16 protein-coding genes are annotated in these 15,450 nt (G+C 33.1%); 8 read left to right on the forward strand and 8 right to left on the reverse strand.

The features are described 5' to 3' along the window. The first annotated feature begins 18 nt into the window (after nt 1-18). The 6 genes from hisS to QZU90_RS01765 all read left to right on the forward strand — a co-directional run bounded on the left by hisS (nt 19) and on the right by QZU90_RS01765 (nt 6,734). On the forward strand, nt 19-1,323 hold the full coding sequence (gene hisS, locus QZU90_RS01740; protein ID WP_296855181.1) for a histidine--tRNA ligase: 1,305 nt from the start codon (nt 19-21) through the stop codon (nt 1,321-1,323). Between the two features lie 96 nt (nt 1,324-1,419). After that, entirely contained in the window at nt 1,420-1,833 is a 414-nt protein-coding gene (hisI, locus tag QZU90_RS01745; protein ID WP_296855182.1) for a phosphoribosyl-AMP cyclohydrolase, read from the forward strand. A gap of 174 nt (nt 1,834-2,007) precedes the next feature. After that, the gene (locus QZU90_RS01750) at nt 2,008-4,068 is read left to right on the forward strand and encodes a PINc/VapC family ATPase (RefSeq protein ID WP_296855323.1); all 2,061 of its coding nucleotides are present in this window, start codon (nt 2,008-2,010) and stop codon (nt 4,066-4,068) included. A 40-nt stretch (nt 4,069-4,108) separates the two neighbouring features. Beyond that, nucleotides 4,109-4,879, forward strand: a complete 771-nt coding sequence (locus QZU90_RS01755) for a sugar phosphate isomerase/epimerase (RefSeq protein ID WP_296855184.1) — start codon at nt 4,109-4,111, stop codon at nt 4,877-4,879. Between the two features lie 103 nt (nt 4,880-4,982). Then, nucleotides 4,983-6,284, forward strand: a complete 1,302-nt coding sequence (locus QZU90_RS01760; protein WP_295607170.1) for a phenylacetate--CoA ligase family protein — start codon at nt 4,983-4,985, stop codon at nt 6,282-6,284. 15 nt (nt 6,285-6,299) lie between these two features. Beyond that, a complete protein-coding gene (locus QZU90_RS01765; protein ID WP_292789127.1) occupies nt 6,300-6,734 on the forward strand; it encodes an acetolactate synthase in 435 nt (144 codons plus the stop codon). A 202-nt stretch (nt 6,735-6,936) separates the two neighbouring features. Here QZU90_RS01765 and QZU90_RS01770 read toward each other — a convergent pair whose 3' ends face one another. The 8 genes from QZU90_RS01770 to cofH all read right to left on the reverse strand — a co-directional run bounded on the left by QZU90_RS01770 (nt 6,937) and on the right by cofH (nt 13,845). After that, complete coding sequence (locus tag QZU90_RS01770) at nt 6,937-7,890, reverse strand: malate dehydrogenase (RefSeq protein WP_295607165.1); 954 nt, start codon at nt 7,888-7,890, stop codon at nt 6,937-6,939. 323 nt (nt 7,891-8,213) lie between these two features. Continuing rightward, nucleotides 8,214-8,372: a hypothetical protein gene (locus QZU90_RS01775; protein WP_296855186.1), complete on the reverse strand. Its 159-nt coding sequence runs from the start codon at nt 8,370-8,372 to the stop codon at nt 8,214-8,216. A gap of 224 nt (nt 8,373-8,596) precedes the next feature. Then, the gene (locus QZU90_RS01780) at nt 8,597-9,094 is read right to left on the reverse strand and encodes a ferritin (RefSeq protein ID WP_295607163.1); all 498 of its coding nucleotides are present in this window, start codon (nt 9,092-9,094) and stop codon (nt 8,597-8,599) included. A gap of 136 nt (nt 9,095-9,230) precedes the next feature. Next, nucleotides 9,231-9,386 (reverse strand): rubredoxin, encoded by a 156-nt coding sequence (locus QZU90_RS01785; RefSeq protein ID WP_295607161.1) that lies wholly within the window; start codon nt 9,384-9,386, stop codon nt 9,231-9,233. A gap of 54 nt (nt 9,387-9,440) precedes the next feature. Beyond that, entirely contained in the window at nt 9,441-9,599 is a 159-nt protein-coding gene (locus QZU90_RS01790; RefSeq protein WP_295607160.1) for a rubredoxin, read from the reverse strand. A gap of 104 nt (nt 9,600-9,703) precedes the next feature. Next, nucleotides 9,704-10,114 carry a universal stress protein gene (locus QZU90_RS01795; protein ID WP_296855188.1) on the reverse strand — a complete coding sequence of 137 codons (411 nt, stop codon included), beginning with the start codon at nt 10,112-10,114 and terminating at the stop codon, nt 9,704-9,706. 65 nt (nt 10,115-10,179) lie between these two features. Continuing rightward, on the reverse strand, nt 10,180-11,889 hold the full coding sequence (locus tag QZU90_RS01800; protein WP_295607156.1) for an ATP-binding cassette domain-containing protein: 1,710 nt from the start codon (nt 11,887-11,889) through the stop codon (nt 10,180-10,182). 834 nt (nt 11,890-12,723) lie between these two features. Then, nucleotides 12,724-13,845, reverse strand: a complete 1,122-nt coding sequence (gene cofH, locus QZU90_RS01805) for a 5-amino-6-(D-ribitylamino)uracil--L-tyrosine 4-hydroxyphenyl transferase CofH (RefSeq protein ID WP_295607154.1) — start codon at nt 13,843-13,845, stop codon at nt 12,724-12,726. Nucleotides 13,846-14,147: 302 nt separating this feature from the next. On the opposite strand from cofH, the gene QZU90_RS01810 reads away from it, so the two are divergent. Beyond that, nucleotides 14,148-14,684, forward strand: a complete 537-nt coding sequence (locus QZU90_RS01810; RefSeq protein WP_295607152.1) for a nicotinamide-nucleotide adenylyltransferase — start codon at nt 14,148-14,150, stop codon at nt 14,682-14,684. 147 nt (nt 14,685-14,831) lie between these two features. Next, entirely contained in the window at nt 14,832-15,269 is a 438-nt protein-coding gene (locus tag QZU90_RS01815; protein ID WP_295607150.1) for a molybdenum cofactor biosynthesis protein MoaE, read from the forward strand. The last annotated feature ends 181 nt before the right edge of the window (nt 15,270-15,450 follow it).

Raw genomic sequence — 15,450 nt, forward strand, 5'->3', positions numbered from 1 at the left:
AACATTGGAGAATCAATAATGGAATTTGAAAGACCAAGGGGAACAAGGGATTTCCTCTTTGAAGAAATGAGGCAAAGAAAACATGCTGAAGACATTTTAAGAAATGTATTTGAAAACTATGGTTTTGGTGAAGTCCAGACCCCTTTATTTGAAGACTTAAAATTATTCACTACAAAATCCGGTGAGGAAATTGTAGATCAATTATACAACTTTAAGGACAAGGGAGACAGGGATTTAGCTTTAAGACCAGAGATAACTGCTCCTATTGCAAGATTATACTTAAATGAATTACAGAAAACCTCAAAGCCAATCAAGATTTACTATTATGGAAGCTGTTTCAGATATGAAAGACCACAAAAAGGCAGATTCAGACAATTCTGGCAATTCGGATGTGAATTGATTGGAGCTAAGACTCCTGAAGGTGAAGCTGAAGTAATAGCTATGTGTAACAATGCTATTGAAGAGCTTGGAATCACTACTGCTGAATTCAATGTAAACCACTTGGGAATCATTAGAGGATTATTCGCTCACTTTGATATTGATACTGCTACACAAAGGGAAATCATGGTTGTCATCGATAAGGGAGATAAGGAATTATTGAAAGAATCCCTTGTTGGAGACAATCCTATCATCAAGGACAATCCAGAATTGAATGACGTATTGTTCAAGCTTATGGATATGGTTGGAGACTCTTCAATAATTGCGGACATAAGAGACTTAGTTGCTCCATACGAAGAAACCCAAGAAGCATTAGAAGAGTTTGAAGAACTTGTAAAAACCCTTGAAAGTTTCCAAGTGTTCAATTACAAACTCAATCTTGGAGTTGCAAGAGGACTTGACTACTATACTGGAATAGTGTTTGAGGTATATGTGGAAGGGCTTGGTGCACAAAAGCAGGTTTGTGGTGGGGGAACTTACAATCTCGTTAAATTATTTGGAGGAGAAGACGTTGTCTCTACTGGATTTGCATTAGGATTTGACAGATTGATGAATGCTATCGAAGAGCTAAATGGAAAGCCAGAACTTGAACCTATCGTAAGCACCTATGTAGCAGCCATTTCAGACTGTACAAGACATGATGCATTCAACATTGCTCAGACTCTTAGAAAAGCAGACATTCCAACTGAAGTGGACTTGTCCAGAAAGAAATTCAAGAAGATCTTGGCTTATGCAAATAAGATAGACGTTAAATACACTGTTTTAGTTGGAGAACGTGACTTGGAAGAAGGAAAAGTTACCGTAAAGGACATGCTCTCTGGAGAACAGGAATTAGTGGATATTGGTAATGTAGTTGATTACATTAAGGATAAATTATACAATTAAAAAAAAATTATACAATTAAAAAAATTATACAATTAAGATGAACTATCAATAATAGATAATATTCAGTAATTTTTATTTTATAATAAAGGTGTGACAATGGAATTAAATTTCAGACTTAACATGGGTGGAGAAGACTTGGTCATTGCAATTGCACAGGATTGGCAAACAAATGACGTATTGATGGTGGCTTTCATGAATAAGGAAGCTGTAGAGCAAACATTAAAGACCAAAAAGGCTCACTACTACTCCACTTCAAGACAAAAGCAATGGCTAAAGGGAGAAAGCTCTGGAAATGTTCAAACCGTTAAGGAAATGTACATTGACTGTGATGCAGATGCAATCATAATGAAGGTTGAACAAATCGGTGCAGCATGCCATGAAGGATACAGATCTTGCTTCTTTAGGCAATTGGACATTGATAAGGAGAATATTGACATTGACAATCTTACAGATGATGACGTTAAAGTCATTTCCGAAAGATTGTTTGATCCAAAGGAAATGTACGGATAAATATTTTAAATTAGATTTTAATTAATTTTTTCTTAAAATATGAATTTAAATTATTTTCTTTAATTAAACTAAGAATTATTAAATTAATCAAACCTCAAAGGAGGTGAAAATATGGATTTTAATGAATATGAGTACAATAGCGATTATAATGATGAAGATGACTTGAATGATGAGATAAAAAGGATAGTCCCTGATACAAGTGCAATCATAGAAGGAAATGTAGAGAAAATAATAAAAGAAAAAGGATTGAACTATCCGGAAATCATCATACCAGAAGCTGTAATCGCTGAACTTGAACATCAAGCTAACAATCAAAGGCCAACAGGAATCAGAGGTCTTGAGAATGTAAAGAAACTTCAGGATTTAGCTGAAATCGGTGAAGTATCCATTAGAATAACCGGCAGAAGGCCTACCAAGTTTGAAAAGGACAATGCAAAGCTTGGAGAGATAGACGGATTAATCAGAGATGTGGCTAAGGATGAACTTGCACTACTATTAACAAGCGATAAGATTCAAGCAAAGACTGCAGAGGCACAAGGAATACCTACAATCTATTATGCACAGGAATACAAAGGTGCAATAGACTTGAAAATAGCTAAATTCTTTGACGATGACACAATGAGCGTTCATTTAAAGGAAAATGTTGTGCCAATGGCTAAAAAGGGTAAGCCAGGACATATTGAACTTGTAAAGCTCGCAGATGAGAAATTCACATACAAGCAATTGGAAGCGATTGCAGAGGAAATCCTTGAAAAGGAAAGATACGACCCAAAAACATATTTGGAAGTGGACAAGCAAGGTGCTATTGTAGTCCAATCAAGAGACCTTAGAATATCAATAGCAAGACCTCCATTTTCAGAAGCACTTGAAATAACTGCAGTAAGGCCTGTAGCTGAAGTCTCACTTGACCAATACCACTTATCAAGTCAATTGATTGAAAGATTGACAAACAGTGCAAGAGGAATATTGATTTCAGGTTCACCTGGAGCAGGTAAAAGTACATTTGCTCAGGCAATAGCTAAATTCTATGATGAAGATTTAAACAAGGTAGTTAAAACCATGGAATCTCCAAGAGACTTGCAGGTTGGAGATACAATCACCCAATATGCTCCTCTTGAAGGGGATATGGAGAACACTGCAGACATATTGCTATTAGTAAGACCTGACTTCACCATTTACGATGAGCTTAGAAAGAATCATGACTTCAAGATATTTGCAGACATGAGACTTGCAGGTGTAGGAATGATTGGTGTTGTTCATGCAACAAGGCCTATCGATGCAATTCAAAGGATTGCAAGCAGAGTGGATTTAGGTACCATCCCATCAATCGTAGACACTACTATTTATATTGAAGATGGTGAAATATCCGCCATTTATGAAAACAAGCTTACAGTAAAGGTTCCAAGTGGAATGGAAGAAAGAGACCTTGCAAGACCAGTGATTGAAGTGAGGGACTTTGAAAGCGGAACCTTGGTTAATGAAATCTACACTTACGGTGAACAGACCATTGTAATGGATATTGGCATGGTTGAACAGTCCAAAAAGGCAAATAAAAAGGACAAGACTCCTGTCCAATTGATTGCTGAAAGGGAAATCCTTAAAACCATGAAAAGAATAGCTCCAAAGGCATCCATTGAAGTGAGCATGGAAAATGACAGAAGAGTTAACATTTACATCACTGAAAAGTACATTCCTAAAATCATTGGAAAAGGCGGTAAAAGAATAACCGAACTTGAAAATGAGATTGGAATAAGCATGAATGTTGAACCTCTTGAAAAGGCACCTGACAGCTTTGCTGAAAGACTTACAAAAAGGTCTAAAAAATCAAAAAAGGATAAGAAAGACAAGCATAAGAAGTCAAAAAAGTCCCAATTGAAGGAATATAATGATAATATGGATGATTACATTATCGATGAAGGCAAGAAGGATTACAGCAAGGACAATTACTTTGACTTAAGTGAAGAAGAAGAGGATTATGAAGAAGGAGAAACATCTGAATTCTATTATGAAGTCTTTGAACTATATCCAGAAATAAGAAAGGATCATCTTGTATTGCCTATCGGAAAGAAATTCGTAGGAAGTTCATTTGACATTCTTTTAGAGGACAAGTACATGTTCACTGCAACCGTAGGCAAAAGGGGCTATGTAAAGCTTCATAAGAACCTTGACCTGACTGATGAAATCATAGACGGTTTGGATAATGGCTTAAGAGTTGTTGCTCGAGTTAGAGATTAGAATAATATAAAATTATGATCATTTAAATAGAGGAGATTAGATGAAGATAGGAGCTTCAATGTTAGCGACCGAAGACAGAACAATAGAAGAAGCTTTAGAATACTTTGACAGCAATAAGTATATAGATTATGTTGAAATAGTCCATGATTACCCTTATAGGGAAATCAATGATGACAATGAACTGATAGACCTCATTAACTCATATGACTTGAAATACACTATTCACGCTCCATTCATAGACATAAATATCGCTTCCTTGAATCCTGCAGTTGCAGATTTTTCAGTAAGGGAAATTGAGAGATCAATAGACCTTGCAAACATGATTGACAGCAATCTTGTTGTTGTTCATCCAGGAATTCTTGGATTCCATGGAAGGGGAAAGGAAGACTTGGTCTATCAAATATCAGAGAAACATCTTGAAGTCATCGGCAACTATTCAAAAGATTGTGGAGTTGATGCATGTATTGAAAACCTGCCGAACATTACTGACTTCATGTTTATGGATGTGAATCAACTGAATGATACATTAGTCAAGCTTGACCTTCCTATGACTATGGATATAGGTCATGCCCATACAAATGGCTTCACTCCAGATGAAATTTACTTCGACTCAATTAAACACATACATGTGCATGATAATCCTGGCGATGATGACACACACCTTGCATTAGGTGATGGGACTTTTGATGTAAATGGGTTCTTTGATGTTTTTACTAAGAAAAAGTATGATGGCATCTACATGTTAGAGTTAATGTCTGTAGATTTCATTGAAAAAAGTTTGGAATACATGAAGAATTTAGGATTAATCTAAAATATTAACTATACAAATTAGCATATATAAAAAATAAGAGATTTAATTATAATTATAATAATTACAGAAATTCAAAAATTACACAAATAAAAAAGGTTAGAATATGTGGAATGAAGAAATTGAATGCATGTCAAGAGAAGACATTTTTGAACTTCAATTGAAGAAGTTGCAGGCTACTGTAAAAAGGGCATTTGACAAGATTCCTTTTTACACTGAAAAGTACACTCAAGCAAATGTTTTCCCTGAAGACATAGAAACCTTAAAGGATATTGAAAAGTTGCCGTTCCTTACTAAAGATGATTTAAGAGCATGTTATCCATTTGGAATGTTTGCAGTCGATAAGAAGAAAATCATAGAGGTACACTCCTCTTCAGGAACTACTGGAAAGCCTGTTGTAAGCGGATACACCCAAGGTGACATAGACAATTGGGGAGAAATCGTTGCAAGAGGGCTTACCATGATGGGCCTTGATGAAGACGACATAATACAGAACACACACGGTTACGGATTGTTTACAGGAGGATTCGGTGTTCACTATGGCGCTCACAGATTAGGAGCTACAATCATCCCTATTTCAACTGGACAGACCAGAAGACAAGTTGAAATCATGGCAGACTTCGGAAGTACCTGTCTTATCGTCACTCCATCCTATGGTATCTACTTAGGAGAAGTTGCTAAGGAAGAGGGAATAGATTTCGATGAAATTGGTCTTAAAGCTATAGGTTTCGGAGCTGAAATGTGGACAGCTGAAATGAGAGACAGAATCGAAGAGACATTTAAGACCAAAGCTTATAACATTTACGGCCTTACAGAATTGATGGGTCCAGGTATTGGTATGGAATGCTGTGCACAGAACGGCTTGCACATTGCTGAAGATTTCTTCTATCCGGAAATCATTGATCCAAAAACTGGAATCACATTACCTGAAGGCACTCACGGTGAATTGGTATTGACCAACCTTGAAAGAGAAAGCATGCCTGTAATCAGATTCAGAACCAAGGACCTCACTGCACTTCACTATGACACTTGTGAGTGTGGCCGAACCCTTGCAAGAATGGAAAGGATTACCGGCAGATCAGATGACATGATTAAAGTGAAAGGAGTTGCTGTATTCCCATCACAAATCGAAAAGGCGCTTCTTAAGGTCAGTAACATCGAGCCTCACTATCAAATCATTGTTACAAGACCGGATATAATGGATGAAATTGAAATTAAAGTAGAAGCTTCAGAAGCTCTTTTCTCAGACGACATCAAAGAGATGATGGGTGTAAAACGTAAAATTGGTGAATACATTCAAAATGAGATTGGAATTGCAGTAAATGTTAGTTTAGTAGCACCTAAGAGCATTCCAAGAAGCACAAAAGGTAAAATACAAAGAGTGATTGATAAACGTAATTTACATTAATTAGGGAGTTTTAAAATGTATAAAATAACACAATTATCCATATTTTTGGAAAACAAAAGAGGGAATCTTTATAACACATTAGATTTGCTTGCTGCAAATGACATAAACATAAGAGCTTTATCATTAGCAGACACAACTGAATTCGGTATTTTAAGATTGGTTGTTCAAGACCCTATAAAAGCTAAAAAAATACTTGAAGAACACTGGTACATTGTTAAAAACACTCCAATCGTTGGAGCTGAACTCGATGATACCCCTGGTGGATTGTCTTCTGTCTTAAAGATATTGAATGATGAAGAGATTGATCTTGAATATCTTTATGCATTCACTCATGAAAAGACTGAAAAAGCTATTCTATTATTGCAAGCAGAAGATTTGGACAATCTTATAAACATTTTAACTGCTTATAAGGTTCCTCTTGTACCAGCTGAAGAAGTTTATAATTTATGATTAAATTATAAACTTATTTTCCTTTTTTTAAAATCAAATTAACCAATCCATACGAAAAATCTTTTTTAAAATATTAATTGATTAAAAATAGTCTAAAAGTAAAAAAAATAGATAAAAATAGTTAAAATAAATAAAATACTCTTTTTAAAAAAATGATAAAAATTGATAAAAAGAAATAATAAAAGAATAAAGAAGATAATCATTATTCTTCTTTTAGACTTTCTCTAACTTCTTCTGTAAGTTTTCCAATCTGTTCAGCAGCTGATTGGAACTTTTTAGTCTCATAATCATTCATATGAATAGGAACAATCATTGCATTTCCCTTTTCGGATAAAACAGAAGGAACACCTAATGAAACTCCCTTGACACCAGCAATTTCACCATCCAAATATAAGCTTACAGTCAATATCTTATGGGAATTTGTAATGAGTGTTATGATCAAGTTGGAAATAGCATATGCAGGACCATATTCAGTAGCTCCCTTTTTGGAAATAATAGTGTTTCCTGCATTTCTAAGAGTCTGAATGATCTCCCTAATGTCCAATTCCACCTCTCTAATAAAGTATTTCAAAGGGATACCACCAATGGTGGTTGAACTTAAAAGAGGAACCATATTGTCTCCATGCTCACCGATAACCCTTGTATGGATTTCACTGCTGTTGATGTTTAATCGTCTTGCAAAGTAATTTTTGAGTCTTAAGGAATCCAAGTGGTTTCCTACACCAATGACCTTGTCTCTATCGAAACCTGAAGCGTCCAAAGCGATTGTGGTCATTACATCCACAGGATTTGTTGCAACTACTATAATGGCATCTGGAGCATATTTAGCCACTTGTCTTGCATAATTTGATACGATTTTTCCATTGACAAAAGCCAAATCCCTTCTGCTCATCCCCTCATGCCTTGGAGCACCTGCAGAAATCAATACAATTTGGGAATCTGCAAGATCTTCATAATTGCATGATGGGAAGAGTAAACAATCAATATCCTCAGCAGCCAATGCATCATACATGTCATAGCTTTGGCCCTTTGCCTTGTCAATGCTTTCAGGTCTTGCAAACAATACAACTTCAGTTATTGTATCTGCTCTAGCCAATTTGAAAGTAACGTTTTTACCTATTACACCGGTTGAACCCATTACACTAACCTTTACCATAATTTGCCTCCTTAAGATTAATTTTAATTAAAACAATAAATTACTTATATAGTTATATTATTTTATTTCTAATAAAAATAGTTTACTAAAAATAAAACAAAATGAATTTTAAAATAATATAAAAAAAGATAGTTTTTAAAACTTAAAGTATAAGAATTCAAAAGAATTCTTAACTTTAAATTTTCATTACTTGGAGTTTGAAATAAACTCTAACATATATTCTATTTTTAGAAATATATAATCTTTATTATTTTGAAGGTAAAAAACTACCCAATGAAAATATTAAACAAAAATTTTTTAAAATTCGACAACAGATTACAAATTTATTTCATTAGCATTATGAAAATCTTCAAGATTTCTAATGAATATTTAAGAATATCTCCAGAACGTTCTCTAAAGACCCCAAATGAATATTTAAGAATATCTCTAATTTTGGTTTTCATTTTATGCCTCCAAGTAATGAATATATTTTCTGCAGGCATAAAAAACCTTCAATTGATACTTAATTTTCATTATAAATAAATATTATAGTTTTTTTAGGAGTTAACTTTCATTTTAATTGATATATCATAATTATTCAATCAAATTGATGTTATTTCGTAAAAATAAGAGATTTGATTATTGTTTAAATTTAGAGAAAAAATAGTTAAAATTAGAAAATTAGAAAAAAATAGAAAAAATAAAAAAAGAAAAGAATAGATCAAATCTATTCTGCAGTTCCACGACCTGCGAACTCTTCATTGAGTTTGTATAATAAAGAGTTGTCATCGCCAGCTAATCTGAGTTTAGCTAAGTTTTCCATAGCGTTTTCTTCTTCTTCAACTTGTTCTTCTACGAACCATTGCAAGAAGTTGTTGGTTGCATGGTCTTTTTCTTCAATAGCTAAGTCTACTAAATCGTTGATTAAGCCGGTAACCATTTGTTCGTGGGATAAAACATGTTCGAATGCTGCAAGTGGAGATTCCCATTCAGTTTGTGGAGCTTCAATTGCAGTAAGGGTTACGCTTGCCCCTCTTCTAATGATGTAATCATAGAATTTCATACCATGTTCTAATTCTTCTGCAGCTTGTACTCTCATCCAGTTAGCAAATCCTGCTAAGTCGATGTCTTCAAAGTAAGCTGCCATAGATAAGTATAAGTATCCTGAATATACTTCTGCATTTAATTGAGCATTTAATGCTGCTTCCATTTTTTCATTTACCATAATAACACCTTAAAATTAAAAAATAAAATTTTTATTAAATTAAACATTGAAATAATTTAATAAATCAAAATCTAGAAAATTTTTTCAAAATTAAACATTGAAATGATAATTTAATAATCATGATTTAAAAATTTATTTATTCTTCTACGAAATCTCCTTTTTCTGCACCGCATAATGGGCAAACCCAATCATCCGGTAAGTCTGCAAAAGCAGTGCCTGGTTCTACACCATTATCTGGGTCACCAGCATCAGGATTATATTCGTATCCGCAAATATCACATACAAATACCATTTTATTCACCTTCGATTAAATTTTAAGAAAGTAGTATCATAAAGTTTAAATCAATTATAATGCTTTAAACATGTTTTTAACAGCACCACATAAAGGGCATCTGAAATCATCAGCTACATCTTCCCAAGCAGTTCCTGCAGCAACATCTCTTCTAGATTCACCTTTTTCAGTGTCGTATACGTATCCGCAAATAGTACATTTGTATTCAGCCATAGTGTTAACCTCCAATAACTAATTAATAATATCTTTAATTCTAATAATATATAAATTGTTTTATTTTATTACAACTTATTTTAAAAAACAGCAAAAAGCAATAATTATTTAACTAAAATTACAGGAACTTTAGAGACTTTTAAGGCATTTTCAGCTACACTGCCAATTTTAGAATAATCAATATTCTCTTGCGTTTCCATAGACTTTCCAAAAGCTCCAAAGACAGCAATGTCAGGGTTTATCTTTCTAATCATTGTTGCCATGTCCTGAATAGGATCTGCAGTGATGATATGCTCAACTACAACAACATCCTTTTCCTTTCCTTTAGCTGTAATCTCATCCAAAACCGCTCCGCCAGCATCATCCAAGTCATCATATGTGAAGTCCAATGCAAAATCCATAACGTATAAAGCAGAAATCTTTGCACAGTATTTGCTTGCCAAATCAATAGCCAAATCAACTGCCTTGTCTCCACATTTGGAACCGTCGCTAGCAACTAAAATATTCTTAAACATAGTATCATCTTAAAAAGAATAAAAATTATTGATTAAAAAATAATGAAAAATAAAAAATTAACTGATTACATCAAGTAATCAGCCTTACAGAATCCAATGAAATCATCAACTAACCTATCAACATCTTTAGTGTCATCCTTGAGAAGACCTTGGTCTATGAAGATAGCCCTGTTACTTAATTCCCTAATGAAGTCTGTATTGTGTGAAACCATAACAATGGTAGTACCAAACTCCTTACAGATTCTCTTAAGTGAGTTTGTGACTGTTCTCAATGTTTTTGGATCCAAGTCTCCAAACGGTTCGTCAAGCAATAGGATATCAGGTTTGGATACAAGCACAAGTGCAAGCATAGCCCTTACCTTTTGACCACCAGACAATTCAAATGATCTTCTTCCTAAAATGTCTAAAGGCAAGTCAAGCGCTTCAAAGAGGTCTGCAACCTGTTCTGCAATTTCAGTTTCTGGGAATTTAGGGAACAATTCATCTAAAATGCTTGGTTCAAGTCCTACTTGCTCAAGACGTGCTTTAGCTTCCCTTTCTGGAAGGTCAGTCAATTGATACAATGCATCAAGCAAAATGTCAGGCAATCCTTCTTCTCTAGCTCTTTCCTTAGCTTCCTGAACCATATCAAATCTTTTATAACCTAATTTCTTAGCTAATTGGCTTTGAACGGTAGCCCAATAAACTAATGCAAATTCCTGATGCATGAAACCGATGTTTCTTCTAACTTCCATCCTGTCAAGGCTTGCTTTTCTGATGTCTACCCATTTGATTTCTCCATCCTTTTCAAGCTTGAAAAATACATCTCCACTGTCAGGGACATCCATACCACCTAACATACGAAGAAGAATTGTCTTACCTGCTCCACTTGGACCTACTAGAGATAGGATATCTCCTCTTTTTACTTCAAAACTGATGTCCTTCATATGCAAAACATCTTTACCTTTTAGCAAATAGAACCTTTTATCCAAATCACATGCTTTAATCAAGGTTTCATCTGTGGATTCAAGCTTAATGTCAACAGGATCTTCAATGTCAGATAGGAACTCATCGATAATCTCATCGACATCCCCCTCTTTAGCTATTTCACCATTTTCCAAAAGTATTACCTTTTCAGCTAAGAATTTATGAATCTCAGGCAAGTGTGATACCAAAACAATAGTGATGTTCAATTCCTCATTGATCTTTTTAACAGCATCCAAGATTTCCTGTTTGGTTTTAGGACATGCCATTGTAGCAGGCTCATCAAGAAGCATGACTTTAGGCTTTTTAGCAAGCTGTCTTGCCATGATAAGTCTTTGCTTTTCACCACCACTTAATACAGAAGCCAAGTGGCCGGACTTTTCCTTAAGGCCTACAAGCTCCAATAGCTCATAAGCTTCCTTATCGAATTGGTCATGAGCCAATTCAAAGTCAGTCCCTGCCTCATCACCGTATTTTGCACCATATAGCTTTCTTACAACATTGTCCAGTACAGTTTCAGGCCAAATACCAAAAGACCTTTGCAAGTGAATTGCAGTTTCCTTTTTTACTTGATTGAAATAAAATTGAGAGGAATCCGGCTTTAAGGTGTATCTTTCTACTCTAACTTCACCTTCATCAAATTTTTCCACACCTCTTAAGATTCTTAAAAGAGTTGTTTTACCGGAACCGCTTGTACCTAAAATACCTACGATTTCTCCTTCTTTAACTTCAAGATTAATGTTATTTAGGGCTTTCACTTCTTCCCCATTATCTAATTTATATGATTTAGAAAGGTTTTTAATACTTATCATTATACCACGATTTTAATTTTTAAATGATTATTTTATTAATTAGAATAATTAATTTAAATAATTTGTTTAATTTTAAATATTATTAAAATATTTATACATTATATAATATTAAATTACCTATATTTAAAACCTTTTCAAAATTCCTGAAAAAATTGAAAAATGACGAAATTAAAGCAATATTTACTATAAAATAAAGAGAATTAATTAATAATTGATAAGATTTAAATAATATAAATCCTAAAATAAGTTTAAGGGTTTACACCTTTATGTAAACTCCTTTATTGGGAAATTGAAACGTTGAAGAATCCTCCTTTTTGGATTCTTTTAACGTTAACTATTACTTGTTATTTTTTATAATTAAAAATTTTAATATACTCTAAACTATTTTTCAAACTAATTTTTAAAAAAAAAATACTAGTTTTGCATAATCTAATTTAATATAAATATTCTAGATAGATTGTTTTTTACAAAATAAAAGCAATATGATAATTAAAATGTAAACAAAAAGCATAAAATTGGTTAAATTTATAAATAATTATTTTAAACTATTATCAAGGTTTCGATATCTAAAATAAATCCTCAATTTCCCAATTAAAGGAGGTGAAATTATGGTCGTGACTTTGAGACAAGCTTTGCTTGTTATCCTTTTCATAATTCAAATGATCTTAATCTTCATTGAATAAACTGTAGTTTCACGATAGTCGAATTTTACAAAAAGTTTATGGTTTGATTTGCCTTAGATATCCTTTCATCCTTATTAAAAATAGATTAAAAAAAGTTAAAAAATGTAAAATAAGTTATAAAAAAATAAAAAAAAAGTATAAAAAAGTTAATTTATAATTCAATTGGATAGAATTCAGTATAAGTGGAGTTTCTCTCTATAGGAACTCTTCCCAAGTCATTGACTATTTTAGTTAGGTCCCTAATGCTTGCATTTACACCATCTGGAGCTCCAGAAGCTGCAGACAATTCATCTCCACCTAAAGTACCGCCTAAGTCATTTGCACCAGCTAAAAGAGAAACTTGAGCAAATCTAAAGCCCATTTTCACCCAAGAGACTTGAATATTAGGAATGATATCCCTAAACATTAATCTAGCTACAGCATAAAGCTTTAGGTCTTGAGTTCCTGTAGCTCCCAAATCCCTTTGTCCTTCAAGGAAAATCGGAGAGTATTCATGCATGAATGTCATTGGAATGAACTCATTGAATCCACCGGTATCAAGTTGAATCTGCCTTAAGATATCCAAATGCTCAACTCTCTCTTCTATAGTCTCTACATGACCGTACATCATGGTAGCAGATCCGGTTATTCCCGCTTCCTGAGCTATCTTCACTACATCAATCCATTCTTGAGTTGATACCTTTTTAGGACAGATTATCTCTCTGGACCTATCAGTCAATATTTCTGCTGCAGTTCCAGGCAATGTGTCCAAACCTGCCTTTTTCAATATCTTGAATGCCTCATCTACAGGTATTTCACTATTTAATGCAGCATCTCTAATCATTGTTGGTGAAAATCCATGGATTTCCACTTTAGGATAATGTGATTTGAGCAATTTCAAAAGATGCTCATAATATTCTATTGTTGCATCTTCAAGCACTCCGCCCATCAAGGTAAATTCACGTGCCCCATCACGATAACCGCCTTCAGCCTTATTTAGAATGCCCTCATCATCTAATAAGTATGCTTCTGGATCATCAGGATCCTTACCGAAAGCACAGAATCCACAGCGTACATGGCAGATGTTTGTGAAGTTGATATTGCAGTTATTGATGAAAGTGACCTTATCACCAACAATCTCTTCACGCACTGCATCTGCAGTAGCCAAAAGCGGATAAATTTCTGAACCCTTTAGGTTCATTAAGTAATTCCCATCTTCAACTGAGATAGGCTCATCAAAAGCGCTATCTAAAATCTTCTTAGTTTTGGATGCCACATTAATTCTATCGTACATAATTTTAAATCAGTTTTATTAGCATATATAGTTTTCTATGAATTAAAAAAAATAATTAATTTTAATAGGTTAAATGATTATATATTAACTAAAAAGTGATTAAACTATTAATAAAGATAAGAAAATATTTATTAATTAAATTAAGTAAAAAATCAGACATTTTAAGATAAAAATGATTATTTTTATACATTTAATTTAAGTTAGCAATTAATATAATTTTTTAATTATAAAAGAAATAATAGAAATAAAAGAAAAAATCAAATAATCAAATATTAATATTATAAGGAATAAAAAGAGATACAATGAATAAAGTAACACGCGGCTTATTAATTGGAAGAATGCAACCGGTTCATAATGGCCATATCCAAATTATAGAGAAGACATTGAATTATGTTGATGAAGTTGTAATTGGAATTGGAAGCGCTCAATTAAGCCATGAGCTAAAGGACCCATTTACTGCAGGTGAAAGGATCATGATGATGACCCAAGCATTGGATGATGCAGATATCGACCCTAAAAGATATTACATCATACCTATTGAGGACATCAACAGAAATGCATTGTGGGTTGCTCAAGTGAAGATGCTGACTCCTCCTTTTTCTAAAGTCTATAGCGGAAATGCACTTGTAAAACGATTGTTCAAGGAAGAAGGATACGAAGTCTATCAACCAGAGCTATTTGATAGGGAAGTCTTGTCTGGAACTGAAGTCAGAGATAGAATCCTAAATGATGGAGATTGGCAATCTCTTGTTCCTAAAGCTACTGCGGATGTCATTGACGAGATAGATGGAGTAAACAGAATCAAGGAATTGAGCAAAAAGGAATTAAGTGAAATATAACCTTATTTAATTTCTATTTTTTTAAAGCAATTTTATAACAATCGTTATATTTATTAATAAAAAAATTAAATATATTAATGGAATAAGACAAATTAACTTTAAGTATCAAACTTAAATTTTTTATTCATTATTTTTTAGGATGATAAAATGGTAATAAAAATTGTAGAAAAAGATGAAGAATACTTTACTATTGGAGACTTAATTGAAGACATTAAAAAATCACAAAGAGTTGATGAAGCTGGAGCAATTTACAGTTTTGAAGGAATTGTAAGAGGAACAGAAGAAAACAAGACAGTAGATAAACTTACATTAACTCTTCCAGATAAGGAAAAGGGATTATCTGAAATTGAAACCATAGTAGAAACTGCAAAAGTAAAGCATGGCGTATTTGAAATAAGCGTTATCCATTATATTGGAGAGTTCTACACTGGAGATCAATTGTTCCTTGTAGTTGTTCTCGGACCTCATAGAGGAGAAACCTTAGAAGCTCTTACCGAAGTTGTAGAAAGAGTAAAACATGAAATAGACTTTAAAAAAGAAGAGCTTTCAAATCAAGGAACTAAAGTTATAATGGCAGGAGGATAATTCTTCTTCCATTAACTATTTTTTAAACAAATATAAATCTTATTTTTTATTAAAAAAATTATTAAAAAACTACTAAAAAACTATTTTTAAAATTATAAAAAAATATTAAAAAACTATTTAAAATATTTTTAAAATTATATAAAAAGATTAAAAAGAGATAGATTTTAAAAAAATCTATAAA

This window comes from uncultured Methanobrevibacter sp. (genome assembly GCF_902784195.1).
Lineage (GTDB): Archaea > Methanobacteriota > Methanobacteria > Methanobacteriales > Methanobacteriaceae > Methanobrevibacter.

What these genes read in the sequence shown, in the direction of transcription:
- hisS (WP_296855181.1), top strand. Translation starts at nt 19, where the DNA reads ATGGAATTTGAAAGACCAAGGGGAACAAGGGATTTCCTCTTTGAAGAA.
- hisI (WP_296855182.1), top strand. Translation starts at nt 1,420, where the DNA reads ATGGAATTAAATTTCAGACTTAACATGGGTGGAGAAGACTTGGTCATT.
- QZU90_RS01755 (WP_296855184.1), top strand. Translation starts at nt 4,109, where the DNA reads ATGAAGATAGGAGCTTCAATGTTAGCGACCGAAGACAGAACAATAGAA.
- QZU90_RS01760 (WP_295607170.1), top strand. Translation starts at nt 4,983, where the DNA reads ATGTGGAATGAAGAAATTGAATGCATGTCAAGAGAAGACATTTTTGAA.
- QZU90_RS01765 (WP_292789127.1), top strand. Translation starts at nt 6,300, where the DNA reads ATGTATAAAATAACACAATTATCCATATTTTTGGAAAACAAAAGAGGG.
- QZU90_RS01770 (WP_295607165.1), bottom strand. Translation starts at nt 7,890, where the DNA reads ATGGTAAAGGTTAGTGTAATGGGTTCAACCGGTGTAATAGGTAAAAAC.
- QZU90_RS01775 (WP_296855186.1), bottom strand. Translation starts at nt 8,372, where the DNA reads ATGCCTGCAGAAAATATATTCATTACTTGGAGGCATAAAATGAAAACC.
- QZU90_RS01780 (WP_295607163.1), bottom strand. Translation starts at nt 9,094, where the DNA reads ATGGTAAATGAAAAAATGGAAGCAGCATTAAATGCTCAATTAAATGCA.
- QZU90_RS01785 (WP_295607161.1), bottom strand. Translation starts at nt 9,386, where the DNA reads ATGGTATTTGTATGTGATATTTGCGGATACGAATATAATCCTGATGCT.
- QZU90_RS01790 (WP_295607160.1), bottom strand. Translation starts at nt 9,599, where the DNA reads ATGGCTGAATACAAATGTACTATTTGCGGATACGTATACGACACTGAA.
- QZU90_RS01795 (WP_296855188.1), bottom strand. Translation starts at nt 10,114, where the DNA reads ATGTTTAAGAATATTTTAGTTGCTAGCGACGGTTCCAAATGTGGAGAC.
- QZU90_RS01800 (WP_295607156.1), bottom strand. Translation starts at nt 11,889, where the DNA reads ATGATAAGTATTAAAAACCTTTCTAAATCATATAAATTAGATAATGGG.
- cofH (WP_295607154.1), bottom strand. Translation starts at nt 13,845, where the DNA reads ATGTACGATAGAATTAATGTGGCATCCAAAACTAAGAAGATTTTAGAT.
- QZU90_RS01810 (WP_295607152.1), top strand. Translation starts at nt 14,148, where the DNA reads ATGAATAAAGTAACACGCGGCTTATTAATTGGAAGAATGCAACCGGTT.
- QZU90_RS01815 (WP_295607150.1), top strand. Translation starts at nt 14,832, where the DNA reads ATGGTAATAAAAATTGTAGAAAAAGATGAAGAATACTTTACTATTGGA.